The 13431-nt window shown below is 45.4% G+C and carries 13 protein-coding genes; 12 read left to right on the forward strand and 1 reads right to left on the reverse strand.

The features are described from left to right. Positions 1 to 109: 109 nt before the first annotated feature. From uvrB to BSO02S_RS08890, 10 genes are all read left to right on the forward strand, one after another. Positions 110 to 2089, forward strand: coding sequence for an excinuclease ABC subunit UvrB (gene uvrB, locus BSO02S_RS08845; RefSeq protein ID WP_066065546.1), 1980 nt, complete (start codon positions 110 to 112; stop codon positions 2087 to 2089). Between the two features lie 7 nt (positions 2090 to 2096). Further along, the gene (gene uvrA, locus BSO02S_RS08850; RefSeq protein WP_066065548.1) at positions 2097 to 4973 is read left to right on the forward strand and encodes an excinuclease ABC subunit UvrA; all 2877 of its coding nucleotides are present in this window, start codon (positions 2097 to 2099) and stop codon (positions 4971 to 4973) included. Between the two features lie 186 nt (positions 4974 to 5159). Continuing rightward, positions 5160 to 5474 carry a magnetosome magnetite crystal formation protein family gene (locus BSO02S_RS08855; protein ID WP_066065550.1) on the forward strand — a complete coding sequence of 105 codons (315 nt, stop codon included), beginning with the start codon at positions 5160 to 5162 and terminating at the stop codon, positions 5472 to 5474. Between the two features lie 38 nt (positions 5475 to 5512). Then, positions 5513 to 6619: a DUF4097 family beta strand repeat-containing protein gene (locus BSO02S_RS08860; RefSeq protein ID WP_066065553.1), complete on the forward strand. Its 1107-nt coding sequence runs from the start codon at positions 5513 to 5515 to the stop codon at positions 6617 to 6619. 19 nt (positions 6620 to 6638) lie between these two features. Beyond that, positions 6639 to 7004, forward strand: a complete 366-nt coding sequence (locus BSO02S_RS08865; protein ID WP_066065556.1) for a phage holin family protein — start codon at positions 6639 to 6641, stop codon at positions 7002 to 7004. A gap of 217 nt (positions 7005 to 7221) precedes the next feature. Then, positions 7222 to 8157: an HPr(Ser) kinase/phosphatase gene (hprK, locus tag BSO02S_RS08870; RefSeq protein ID WP_066065559.1), complete on the forward strand. Its 936-nt coding sequence runs from the start codon at positions 7222 to 7224 to the stop codon at positions 8155 to 8157. Between the two features lie 33 nt (positions 8158 to 8190). Further along, a complete protein-coding gene (gene lgt, locus BSO02S_RS08875) occupies positions 8191 to 9009 on the forward strand; it encodes a prolipoprotein diacylglyceryl transferase (RefSeq protein WP_066065562.1) in 819 nt (272 codons plus the stop codon). Positions 9010 to 9030: 21 nt separating this feature from the next. Then, on the forward strand, positions 9031 to 9999 hold the full coding sequence (locus BSO02S_RS08880; RefSeq protein ID WP_066065564.1) for a nucleoside recognition domain-containing protein: 969 nt from the start codon (positions 9031 to 9033) through the stop codon (positions 9997 to 9999). Further along, on the forward strand, positions 9968 to 10621 hold the full coding sequence (gene ppaX / locus BSO02S_RS08885) for a pyrophosphatase PpaX (RefSeq protein WP_066065568.1): 654 nt from the start codon (positions 9968 to 9970) through the stop codon (positions 10619 to 10621). The genes BSO02S_RS08880 and ppaX overlap by 32 nt, the downstream gene beginning before the upstream one ends. Continuing rightward, positions 10618 to 11154: an acyltransferase gene (locus BSO02S_RS08890; RefSeq protein ID WP_066065572.1), complete on the forward strand. Its 537-nt coding sequence runs from the start codon at positions 10618 to 10620 to the stop codon at positions 11152 to 11154. The genes ppaX and BSO02S_RS08890 overlap by 4 nt, the downstream gene beginning before the upstream one ends. Positions 11155 to 11281: 127 nt before the next feature. On the opposite strand, the gene BSO02S_RS08895 is transcribed toward BSO02S_RS08890, so the two are convergent. Continuing rightward, on the reverse strand, positions 11282 to 11581 hold the full coding sequence (locus BSO02S_RS08895; protein ID WP_066065574.1) for a hypothetical protein: 300 nt from the start codon (positions 11579 to 11581) through the stop codon (positions 11282 to 11284). Positions 11582 to 11627: 46 nt separating this feature from the next. Between BSO02S_RS08895 and BSO02S_RS08900 the strand changes: the two genes are divergently transcribed. Continuing rightward, positions 11628 to 12800: an ATP phosphoribosyltransferase regulatory subunit gene (locus BSO02S_RS08900; RefSeq protein ID WP_066065577.1), complete on the forward strand. Its 1173-nt coding sequence runs from the start codon at positions 11628 to 11630 to the stop codon at positions 12798 to 12800. Beyond that, positions 12793 to 13431, forward strand: coding sequence for an ATP phosphoribosyltransferase (gene hisG, locus BSO02S_RS08905; RefSeq protein WP_066065579.1), 639 nt, complete (start codon positions 12793 to 12795; stop codon positions 13429 to 13431). The genes BSO02S_RS08900 and hisG overlap by 8 nt, the downstream gene beginning before the upstream one ends.

Genomic DNA, 13431 nt, shown 5'->3' on the forward strand with positions numbered 1-13431 from the left:
TGGTAGAATGTAAATATGAAAAAGAAGAGGAAACACTTTTCAGCACCATCCCGGTCGATAACAAGCTTCTCAAGCTGGAAAGTGATTTATATAACGGGAGGAACTTTTTGTGAAGGACCAATTTGAATTAGTTTCAAAGTACTCGCCAGAAGGGGATCAGCCGGAGGCAATCAGACAGCTAGTCGAAGGCATCCATAATAATAAGCGGGAGCAGACGCTTCTTGGAGCCACTGGTACGGGGAAGACATTTACCGTTTCAAACGTGATTAAAGAGATTAATAAACCGACGCTAGTCATTGCCCACAACAAAACACTGGCTGGCCAGCTTTATAGCGAGTTTAAGGAATTTTTTCCAAACAATGCAGTGGAATACTTTGTCAGTTACTATGATTATTATCAACCGGAAGCCTATGTGCCACAGACAGATACATTCATTGAAAAAGATGCCAGTATCAACGATGAGATTGATAAACTGCGCCACTCGGCGACCTCCTCTTTATTTGAACGCAAAGACGTCATTATCATTGCCAGTGTTTCCTGTATTTACGGCCTTGGTTCGCCGGAAGAATATCGGGAGATGGTGTTATCGCTACGCACAGGCATGGAAATTGAGCGCAATCAGCTTCTAAGGCGCTTAGTTGATATTCAATATGAACGAAATGATATAGATTTTAAACGCGGAACGTTCCGTGTGCGCGGCGATGTGGTCGAGATCTTCCCGGTTTCGCGTGATGAGCATTGTATTCGTGTCGAATTCTTTGGTGATGAACTCGAACGGATTCGTGAAGTCGATGCCCTCACCGGCGAAATTATGAGCGAACGCGAGCATGTGGCCATTTTTCCAGCCTCCCACTTCGTTACAAGGGAAGAGAAATTGCGCGTTGCTATTGAGAATATTGAAAAAGAACTCGAAGAACGGCTTGCCGTGCTTCGTGCAGAGGATAAGCTACTAGAAGCGCAGCGAATTGAACAGCGGACACGCTATGACTTAGAAATGATGCGCGAAATGGGCTTTTGCTCGGGAATCGAAAATTACTCACGCCATCTTACACTACGGCCGCCGGGTTCAACACCCTATACACTGCTCGATTATTTTCCAGAAGACTTTCTGATGATTATTGACGAGTCGCATGTGACCCTGCCGCAAGTAAGGGGTATGTTTAATGGTGACAAGGCGCGGAAACAAGTGCTTGTTGACCATGGCTTCCGTCTGCCCTCAGCACTTGATAATCGGCCGTTAACCTTTGATGAATTTGAAAAGCATATTCATAATGCCATATTTGTTTCGGCAACACCTGGACCATATGAGCTTGAGCATACACCAGAAATGATTGAGCAAATTATCCGCCCGACAGGACTCTTAGATCCAACGCTCGAGGTTCGTCCTATCGAGGGGCAAATTGATGACTTGATTGGTGAGATTCATGAACGGGTAAAGAAAAATGAACGGGTTCTTGTTACGACCCTTACGAAAAAAATGTCCGAGGACTTAACAGATTACCTTAAAGAAATTGGCATTAAAGTTCAATATTTGCATTCGGAGGTCAAGACGCTTGAGCGGATTGAAATTATTCGTGAGCTGCGCCTTGGAAAATATGATGTTCTCATTGGAATCAACCTGCTCCGCGAAGGACTCGACATTCCAGAAGTTTCACTAATCACGATTCTGGATGCCGACAAAGAGGGCTTCCTTCGTTCCGAGCGTTCGTTAATCCAAACCATTGGCCGTGCTGCTCGGAATGCCCACGGTCACGTCATTATGTATGCCGATCGAATCACCAATTCAATGGAATTAGCGATTAGTGAGACAAAGCGCCGGCGCGAGATTCAGGAAGCGTATAATCTAAAACATGGAATCACACCAACGACAATCCAAAAGGAAATCCGTGACGTGATCCGCGCCACCCATGCTGCCGAGGACCAGGAAGATTATAAACCTGCTAAATCCTTCAGCAAGATGTCGAAGAAAGATAAAGAAAAACTAATTGCCACGATGGAAAAAGAAATGAAGGTCGAAGCCAAGGCACTTAATTTTGAGCGTGCCGCCGAACTTCGTGATTTAATTTTGGAATTGAAAGCGGAAGGATGACGTATAGATGGCGATGGAAAAATTGATTGTTAAAGGCGCCAGAGCCCACAATTTAAAAAATATAGATGTCACCATTCCGAGAGATAAGCTTGTTGTCTTAACAGGACTTTCCGGGTCAGGGAAGTCCTCGCTTGCCTTTGACACGATTTATGCGGAAGGGCAGCGAAGGTATGTCGAATCCCTTTCCGCCTACGCCCGGCAATTCCTCGGCCAGATGGATAAACCGGATGTCGATGCGATTGAGGGATTGTCCCCAGCGATTTCGATTGATCAAAAAACAACAAGCCGAAACCCGCGCTCGACGGTCGGAACAGTGACAGAAATCTATGATTATTTGCGGTTATTATTTGCCAGGGTTGGACATCCTACCTGCCCAATCCATGGGATTGAAATCTCCTCACAAACGATTGAGCAGATGGTCGACCGAATTCTCGAATATCCGGAACGGACAAAAATGCAAATCCTTGCCCCGGTTATTTCCGGACGTAAAGGTGCACACGTGAAGGTATTCGAGGATATAAAAAAGCAAGGTTTCGTCCGTGTCCGTGTTGACGGCGAAATGTTAGACCTTAGCGATGATATTGAACTCGAAAAAAATAAAAAGCATTCCATCGAGGTTGTTATCGACAGGATTGTTGTCAAGGAAGGGATTTCAGCAAGGATTGCTGATTCACTTGAGACTGCTTTAAAGCTTGGTGAAGGGAAGGTGATCGTCGATGTAATGGGTGAGGAGGAGCTGCTGTTCAGTGAAAACCATGCCTGTCCACTTTGTGGTTTCTCCATCGGAGAGCTTGAACCGCGGATGTTTTCCTTTAATAGTCCCTTCGGTGCCTGCCCAGAATGTGACGGGCTTGGCTCCAAGCTTGAAGTTGATGTTGACCTGGTCATTCCGAATAAGGATTTGACCCTAAAGCAGCACGCCATTGCCCCGTGGGAGCCGACGAGTTCACAATATTACCCGCAGCTCCTGGAGGCGGTCTGCAATCATTTCGGGGTTGATATGAATATACCCGTGAAGGATATTCCCGAGCACCTATTGGAAAAAGTACTATACGGATCGGGCCGGGAAAAAATTTACTTCCGCTATGAAAACGACTTTGGCCAAATCCGTGAAGGTAATATTGACTTTGAAGGTGTCATCCCAAATGTTGAGCGCCGTTTTAAGGAGACAAGCTCGGATTATATCCGTGAGCAAATGGAAAAATATATGGGCCAGCAGCCATGTCCAACCTGTAAAGGCTACCGCTTGAAAAAGGAAACCTTGGCAGTCCTCATAAACGGAAGGCATATTGCCCATGTGACCGATCTATCCATTGAAGAAGCACAGCAATTTTTCGCCGAACTCAACCTTTCAGAAAAAGAAATGCAGATTGCGAAGCTGATTTTTCGTGAAATCAGTGAGCGACTTGGCTTCTTAATCAACGTCGGTCTTGATTATTTAACCTTAAGCCGTACAGCTGGAACGCTTTCAGGCGGGGAGGCCCAAAGGATCCGTTTGGCAACGCAAATTGGCTCGCGCTTAACTGGGGTTTTATACATTTTAGATGAGCCATCGATTGGTCTCCATCAGCGTGATAATGACCGCCTAATTGAAACCTTAAAAAGTATGCGGGAGATTGGCAATACCTTGATTGTCGTGGAGCACGATGAGGACACGATGCTGGCAGCCGATTATTTAATTGATATCGGTCCAGGTGCCGGTGTGCACGGCGGGGAAATTGTCGCGGCGGGGACACCGGCAGAAGTAATGGCCAATCCGAACTCGCTGACTGGCCAATACCTATCGGGGAAGAAGTTTATTCCGCTTCCGTTAGAGCGCCGCAAGCCGGATGGCCGCTATATTGAAATCAAAGGTGCAACTGAAAATAATTTAAAAAATGTCAATGTAAAATTTCCACTTGGCGTGTTCATCGCGGTTACCGGTGTATCTGGATCGGGAAAAAGTACGCTCATTAACGAGATCCTTCATAAATCGCTGGCGCAAAAGCTTCATCGTGCGAAAACGAAGCCTGGTGAACATAAAAGCATCAAAGGCTTAGATTATTTAGAAAAAGTCGTTGATGTTGATCAGTCGCCAATCGGTCGGACGCCACGCTCCAATCCGGCAACATATACCGGTGTGTTTGATGACGTCCGTGATGTGTTTGCCACGACGAACGAGGCGAAGGTCCGCGGTTATAAAAAGGGCCGCTTCAGCTTTAATGTCAAGGGAGGACGCTGCGAGGCATGCCGCGGTGATGGGATTATCAAAATCGAAATGCACTTTTTACCTGATGTGTATGTTCCGTGCGAAATTTGCCATGGCAAGCGCTATAACCGCGAGACGCTGGAAGTGAAGTATAAAGGGAAAAATATTTCCGACATTCTAGATATGACGGTCGAAGCAGCGGTTGAATTTTTCGAGAACATCCCAAAAATCAGCCGCAAGCTGCAAACGATAGTGGATGTCGGCCTTGGCTATGTTAAGCTCGGCCAGCCGGCAACCACTTTATCCGGTGGCGAAGCCCAGCGCGTTAAGCTTGCCTCCGAGCTGCACCGCCGTTCGCAGGGCAAATCCTTTTATATTTTGGATGAACCGACAACCGGTCTTCATGTCGATGACATTTCTCGTTTGCTCGTTGTCTTGCAGCGGTTAGTTGAAAATGGCGATACGGTTCTGGTCATCGAGCATAATCTTGATGTCATTAAGGCTGCTGATTACCTAGTCGACCTTGGACCAGAGGGCGGCGACAAGGGCGGTACGATTATCGCGACCGGAACACCGGAAAAGGTGGCGGAGACCCCTGCATCGTATACCGGCAGATACTTAAAGCCGATTCTTGAGCGTGACCGTTTACGGATGAAGCAACAAGTTGCAGAAAAGGAAATCACAGTAAAAAGCTAAAACTTCGTGTTTTAGCTTTTCTTTTTGGTTAGGGCGGGGGCGGGGATATCCAGAGATAGAATCAGGCTCATTTTCCCTGTTATTTATAATAAATTCCATTATGGAAAAAATATCGGATGTTCCGGACGGATTTATAGAAACTTTTTGCATTTTAGTTCGTAAATAAAGGGTAGGGGGGATGGACGAATGGACACGAGAAAGGTTCTTTCAAGTTTGTGCTATTTCAGTATATTTTTCGCGGGATTTCTATTTCCACTTGCTGTCTATTTTGCGACAGGGGATGAGGTAACCAAAAGCCATGCTAAGAAGTCATTGTTTTCTCATTTAATACCTCTGGTTCCGACTCCGCTGATTGTTTTCGCAATCATTAATGATTTTGCTACCCTTCAAGACACGGTCCCGGTTTTGACTATTATTAGTATTGTGGTGCTTATGGTCATCTGGCTTGTAGTTGTTATCTGGAATATTATCAAAGGCGTAAAGGTGCTAGTTGCCGAATAGGCTTAAGTGAAGGAAATTTTATATTTGGGGTGGAGAAGATGAAAGAGGAAAAAAAACGGATTTTACAAATGGTCGAAGAAGGAAAGCTAAACGTGGACGAAGCCCTACTCTTGATGGAGGAACTGGAAAAGGCGCAGCAAACGATGGAGCAGAAGCAGGAACAAATTGTTAATGAGCTTTCCACCGCCGTAAATTTTGAAGAAACGAAAAAGGAAGACCCCTTCCAAGCGAAATACCAATCAACAAAGGATCGAATTTTTGACTTTGTGGACACTGCCTTGAAAAAAATCAAAGATTTTGATTTTGATTTGAACTTTGGTCAATCCGTCGAAATCTCTCATATTTTCCATCAAGGTGACGTCGATCTAAAAGATATGGATATTGACGTGGCGAACGGTTCCGTTAAGGTTGCGGCCTGGGACCAGCCGGACGTAAGGATTGAGTGTCAAGCGAAGGTGTACCGGGTTGAAAATTCAGATCAAGCACGGCAAAACTTTCTAAGAGATGTCATTTTTTCGGTGGAGGATCAGAAATTACGGTTTATGACCCAGCAGAAGTGGATGAAGGTCGATGCGATAATTTATGTACCAAAGGTAAATTATGACCGCGTTCGCGTCCGCCTGTTTAATGGTCCGATTTCTGGTGAGGAACTGAATGTTGGCGATCTTCGCCTGAAAACAGCCAATGGAAAAATAAAGCTTAATCATTTAACCGGAAGTAAGGCGGAAATTGAGACCGCAAACGGGAAAATAACCATTAATGATAGTGCACTCGATATGCTTGAAGCAGAGACAATTAATGGCGCAATTATGCTTGATGGTGATTATAAAAAGGTAGAAATGCAGTCTTTTAATGGAAATATCGCTTTAAACCTTCATGGGAATCGTTGTGAAATGATCCAGGCAAAAGTAACAACAGGCGGCATTGATGTGTTTGTCCCAGAGGGATTACCGGTCAATGGTGAGCTCAAAACCAATCTGGGTGGTTTTAATGTCGAGCTTGTCGGGGTCCAGGTCATTGAGGAGAAAACCGAAATGATTCAAAAATCGCTTCGCTTCCAATCGATCAACCAACCTGATAAAATGGTAAGAATTTATGCCGATACGAAAACCGGCTCGATTACGATTCATAAAACACAAGAGTAATGATTAGGAGATTTAGAAGATGAGATGGATCATTGGCTGTTTGATTAATGCGGTTTTGTTTATGGCACTTGCGGGCTATTTTCATGAAAGCTTTCAGCTTACAGGTTTTGCGGCCGCACTACAGGCGAGCGTTCTGTTATCCATCTTAAATGTGTTGGTGCGTCCGCTCCTGATTTTGTTTACCCTGCCAGCGACAGTTTTAACATTAGGGCTGTTCCTGTTTGTCATCAATGCCATTACACTCGAACTAACTGATTATATAATGGGTGATGCCTTTGAAATCGACGGCTTTGGCATGGCACTATTTTTTGCGGTGCTGATGTCGCTTGTCAACGTGGTTATTCAAAAAACAATTCTTCAACCATCAAGGCAAGCGAAGAAATAATAACTGGGGTGTGCACCATTAACAACGGTGCCCTCTTTTTTTTGGCTAATAAGAAAGTATAAGTGCCACTATGCCTCATGAACCGCCAATCGGCGAGTTTTCTTTAAAAAAATGGCATCCGTTAATTAACTAATGTATGGTTCTTCGTCGAAAAATGCTAAAATAAGAGGAAATTGAATTTTTTTTAATACTTTATTCGTTTTGAGGAGGAAGTTTCTTGTCAAAAGTACGCACCAAAGATATATTTGAGAAATTTCAGCTTGAATTGATTAGCGGGGAAGAGGGAATTAACCGCCCGATTACCACGAGTGATATTTCCAGGCCAGGAATTGAGATTGCCGGTTATTTTGAATTTTATCCTGCCGAACGCATCCAGCTGTTAGGGAAAACAGAACTGTCATTTTTCGAAGAGCTTCCTGAAGGTGAACGAATTTCAAGAATGGAACGTTTATGCACGGATATCACCCCGGCAATCATAGTCACAAGGGATATTGAGGTTCCAATGGAGTTGATTGAGGCCTCAGAGCGCGAATCAGTGCCCGTTTTACGGACGAGCATGAAAACGACTCGCTTCTCGAGCCGCTTAACGAATTTTTTAGAAAGCATGCTGGCCCCAACGACGGCTGTCCACGGCGTATTGGTTGACGTCTATGGGATTGGTGTGTTGATTACTGGAAAAAGCGGTGTGGGTAAAAGTGAAACTGCCTTAGAATTAGTCAAGCGCGGCCACCGCCTAATTGCTGACGATTGCGTAGAAATTCGCCAGGAAGACCAGGATACATTGGTTGGTACGTCACCGGAGTTAATCGAGCATTTATTAGAAATCCGCGGTTTAGGAATTATTAACGTGATGACCCTTTTCGGCGCAGGGGCGGTTCGCAGTAATAAGCGGATTACGCTTGTGATGGATTTAGAAATATGGGATTCCAAAAAGCAATATGACCGTCTAGGTTTGGATGAAGAGAAAATGAAAATTATCGACACGGAGGTTCCCAAGCTGACGATTCCCGTCCGGCCTGGACGAAACCTTGCCGTTATTATTGAAGTAGCAGCCATGAATTTCCGACTGAAAAGAATGGGTGTGAATGCAGCACAGCAATTTACGGAGCGCCTGTCCGATGTGATTGAAGAGGGAGAACAGGAAGAGATTTAAGTAAATTTAAGTAGATAGGAGGGAGAAATAGAGATGAACGAAACGTTTGAACCGCTTAATCCGATTGCCTTTTCACTTGGACCAATCGATGTGCACTGGTACGGGATTATTATTGGGTCAGGACTGGCGCTTGCCTTGTACCTGGCGATAAGGGAAGGAAATCGCAGGGGTCTTGATAAAGATACGTTTGCGGATTTAATGCTATGGGCGATTCCAATCGCCATTATTTCTGCCCGGATTTATTATGTGATTTTTGAATGGAAATATTATGTCAATCATCCGGCCGACATCGTGCAAATTTGGAATGGCGGGATTGCCATTCACGGAGCATTGATTGGTGCTGTTGTGACCACCTATGTGTTTGCCAAAAAGCGGGGAATTTCCTTTTGGAAACTTGCTGATATTGCGGCACCGAGTATCATTCTTGGGCAGGCAATCGGCCGCTGGGGAAATTTCATGAATCAAGAGGCCCATGGCGGCGAAGTCACACGGTCTTTCCTGGAAAACTTACATTTACCTGATTTTATTATTAATCAAATGTATATCGAAGGCACTTATTATCACCCAACATTTTTATATGAATCCATCTGGGACTTTGTTGGCTTCTTCCTATTAATGCTGCTCCGGCGTGTCAATTTCCGCCGCGGCGAACTGTTCCTTTCCTATGTCATTTGGTATTCGATTGGCCGCTATTTTGTCGAGGGACTTAGGACGGATAGTTTAATGCTCGGCAGTCTAAGGATGGCGCAGACGATTTCGATTGCACTGGTGGTTGGCGCATTGGCCATTTTGATTTACCGCCGAACCAAACAAATGTCGAAGGCTCGTTATTTAGATCAAGAAAACAACTAACAGAGGGGCGGCTTAGGGGAAATGCTATTAAGTTCATTGAAAAAGGGATTACTGGCCGGCTTAAAGACAACATGGACGCTAGGGAAAGTTATTTTTCCAGTTACCCTAATTGTGGCAGTGCTGCAGTACACACCAGTGTTGCCATGGGTAATTAAAATGATTTCCCCGCTCATGAAGCTGCTCGGTTTGTCCGGGGATGCGGCGATTCCGCTGGTGCTCGGGAATTTTCTCAACCTTTATGCGGCGATCGGGGCGATTTTAACGCTCGATTTTTCGGTAAAAGAAGTGTTTATTATCGCTGTTATGCTGTCATTTTCACATAATTTATTCATTGAATCCAGCGTTGCCATGAAGGCCGGCGTGAAGCTATGGGTAGTCTTAGTCACTAGGCCAGGACTCGCTTTGCTTTCTGCTGTAGTGATTAATCTAGTTTGGCATGGGGGCGGCGAGACGGCACAGTATGGCTTCATTGAGCAAAGTGCAGTCCATGCTGATGGTGTCGGGCCCATTTTAATCGAAGCGGTTCAAAAGGCTGGACTTGGTATTTTGCAGCTTGCGATGATTGTTATCCCGCTTATGGTCGTTATTCAATTTTTAAAAGACCTGCAATGGTTAACTAAATTTTCAAAAGGCATGGCTCCCATCACTCGGACGCTTGGAATGAAAGAGAACACTTCAACAACGATGGCAGCCGGCTTATTATTCGGCTTGGCCTATGGTGCCGGTGTGATGATTCAGGCCGTTAAAGAAGATGGAGTCAGCAAAAAGGATATAACACTAGCGTTTATTTTTCTAATGGCCTGCCATGCGGTCGTCGAAGATACGTTAATCTTTGTGCCACTCGGCATTCCTGTGTGGCCGCTGTTTTTAATTCGGCTGGGCGTAGCGATTCTGCTAACCTTAATTGTTGGCACGATTTGGAAACGCTCAGGGCTAGTAAGCAGAAAGGATGCATCCTATGAAAAACAAAATTACGACAATTCTCTTTGATTTAGATGGGACTTTAATTGATACAAATGAATTAATTATTTCGACCTACATGCATACACTTGAAAAATTTTACCCAAGCACGTACCAGCGTGAAGATGTGCTTCCGTTTCTTGGCCCGACTCTTCATGAAGCCTTCGGCGGCATTGACCCCGACCGGGTGGAGGAAATGGTCTTAGAATATCGTGCCTTTAACCTTGCCAATCACGATGAACTTGTAAAAGAGTTTGCGGGTGTCTTGGAAACGCTCCAAGCCTTGAAGGAACATGGCTACAAGCTGGGCATTGTCACGACAAAACGCCTTGATGTGTCCCTTAAGGGTCTGCGCCTGATGAAGCTTGATAGCTTTTTTGAGGTGATTGTTGCGTATGATCATGTGACAAAGGTGAAGCCAGATCCGGAGCCGATTTTCAAGGCTTTGGAGCAGCTTGGTTCGACGCCTTCCGAGGCTATCATGGTCGGCGATAATTACCACGATATTTTAGCGGGAAAAAATGCCGGCACAACCACAGCCGGTGTTGCCTGGTCGATTAAAGGCAGAGATTACCTCGCCAAATACGAGCCGGATTACATGCTAGAAAATATGGCTGACTTACTAACCATTCTGGGCGAGTCAGAAAAATGAGGAATACGACCCGCTTCCCGGTTGAAGGTGCGAATTCCTTATGGCACGTTTACAAGACCGTTCCTTTTTGGAAAGTTGTCAAAAATTTCGTTGTCATCCAGTTGGGCCGCTACACGCCCTTTTTGGGAATGAAAAATTGGCTGTACCGGACGTTTCTTGGTGTGAAGGTCGGCGAACATACCTCCTTCGCCCTGATGGTCATGCTTGACGTGATGTTTCCGGAAAAAATCAGCGTCGGCGGCAATACGGTCATCGGCTACAATACGACCATCCTTGCCCATGAGTATTTGATTAAAGAATACCGGCTTGGTCCTGTAGTAATTGGCAGTGAAGTGATGATCGGAGCTAACTCCACGATTCTCCCCGGCATTACGATTGGCGATGGAGCCATAGTTTCGGCAGGAACGCTCGTCCATAAGGATGTTCCAGCGGGTGCGTTTGTCGGCGGGAATCCGATGCGGGTCATTTACACAAAGGAAGAACTAGCAGAGCGCTGGGTTGATGATGAGATTTATGGCCGGGCGGAAAAATAAGATATGATGTGTGATTGAGGTCTGGTTTCCGTAACCGGGCTTTTTTTTATGGGGATTTTCAGTTGAAATTTGTCTCGTTGCCGGATTTGCAGGGGGGGGCGGAATAAATTTGAAAGTTGGCGGAAACCTAGTACAGTTTGGCGGAAATCCGACGCAGTTTGGCGGAATGGGTCCGTGCAACAGAACGGTGAGGGGGTAACGGCGGAAACCTAGCATAGTTTGGCGGAATAAACTCAAAAGTTGGCGGAATTAATTCAAACTTCGGCGGAATCCCACCGCAAGTTGGCGGAATTAAACCAGAAGTTAGCGAAAGTAATCCTAGAATCCCCGGAATTCCACCATGAGCCGCCACATCCACTAACAAGCCAAACATTTTTTCATTGACGAAAGGAAAACCAAAGTGTAGAATACTATTAAACTTTAACATACTACCAATTTAGCAGACTAAAGTAAAATGATAAAGGATGAGCAGGATGAGTCGCTTGTTTATGTTTGAAAAGCCGCTAGGAATGCGGGATACGCTACCGGAGTTATACGAAAAAAAGCATCGTGTTCGTTCAGCAATGGCGGAAACGATTAAACTTTGGGGCTACCAATTTATTGAAACACCAACGCTTGAATACTATGAAACGGTTGGAGCGGCATCAGCTATTGCTGACCAACAGCTTTTTAAATTGCTTGATAAAGAGGGTCATACACTGGTTCTTAGGCCTGAAATGACAGCGCCAATTGCCAGGGTCGCCGCTACAAAGCTATTAGAAGAAAATCTGCCTGTAAGGCTAGCCTATTCCGCCAATGTCTTCCGGGCTCAGCAGCGCGAGGGCGGCCGCCCGGCTGAGTTTGAGCAGATTGGTGTTGAATGTCTGAACGAGGACACAGTCTCGTGTGACGGTGAGGCGATTGCCTTACTAATTTCCTCCTTAAAAAAAGCAGGGCTGCAACAATTTCAGGTATCGATTGGTCATGTTGGGTTTGCCCAAGAGCTGTTTGTGCAAATCCTTGGAACAAACGGACGGGCAACGGCATTGCGGAAATTTTTATATGAAAAAAATTACGTCGGGTATCGAGAGCACGTGAACTCGCTTCAGCTGTCATCTATTGATAAGCAACGACTCCTTCAGCTCCTCCATTTAAGGGGCGGAGAAGAGGTTGTTTCTCAAGCGAACGACATTATTGAAAACGGCAAAGGAAAGCAAGCCGTGACCGAGCTGCAAGAATTGTGGGATGTAATCAGGGATTACGGAGTGGATGAATATGTGAAAGTTGATTTTACAATCGTCAGTCATATGAGTTATTATTCTGGTATTTTATTTGAGGCTTATGCGGGAAATGTCGGCTTTCCAATTGGAAATGGCGGCCGCTATAGCTTGATAGAGAAGTTTGGAAAAAATACAAGTGCCACCGGCTTCGCGGTTCGGATTGATATGCTGCTTGAGGCGCTGGGAAGCAGTCAGCTTGTCAACACGACTCACTGTATATTTTTCAGCCAAGAGCGGCGCCAGGAAGCATTTCAACTGGTTCAAAAAATGCATGAACAGGGGAAACAAACGGTAGTGCAAGATATTAATGGGGTAAAGGATCTGGATGCTTTTTCGAAAAAGTTCGCGGATACAACCTATTTAATTGGAGGGCGCATCGATGAGTAACAGATTAACAATAGCGATGCCGAAAGGGCGGATTTTTGAAGAGGCAGTGGAGCTGCTAAGAAAAGCAGGTTACAAGCTGCCGCCGGAATTCGATGAATCAAGAAAATTGATTATCGAGGTGGAGGAAGAAGGGCTCCGGTTTATTTTAGCGAAGCCAATGGATGTGGCTACATATGTGGAGCATGGTGTTGCCGATGTCGGAATTGCCGGAAAGGACGTTTTGCTTGAGGAGGAGCGCGATGTCTATGAGCTCCTAGATCTCAAAATCAGCGCCTGTTACTTGGCAGTTGCCGGCCTCCCAGATTCAAAAATGAATGATGTTGCTCCAAGGATCGCAACCAAATACCCCAATGTCGCTGAAGCTTATTTTCGCTCGCAAGGGGAACAGGTCGAGATCATTAAATTAAATGGCTCGATTGAACTGGCTCCGTTAATTGGTCTGTCGGACCGGATTGTTGATATTGTTTCTAGCGGCCGGACCTTGAAGGAAAACGGGCTGGTCGAATACGAAAGAATTGGTGAGGTGACTTCGCGGTTAATTGTGAATCCTGTCAGCTACCGGATCAAGGACGCCTTGATTGACGAACTTGTCACACGTCTTCATGAAGTCGTTTCAGTGGAGGTTTTTTAA

The organism is Neobacillus soli NBRC 102451, from assembly GCF_001591665.1.
Classification (GTDB): domain Bacteria; phylum Bacillota; class Bacilli; order Bacillales; family Cytobacillaceae; genus Neobacillus; species Neobacillus soli.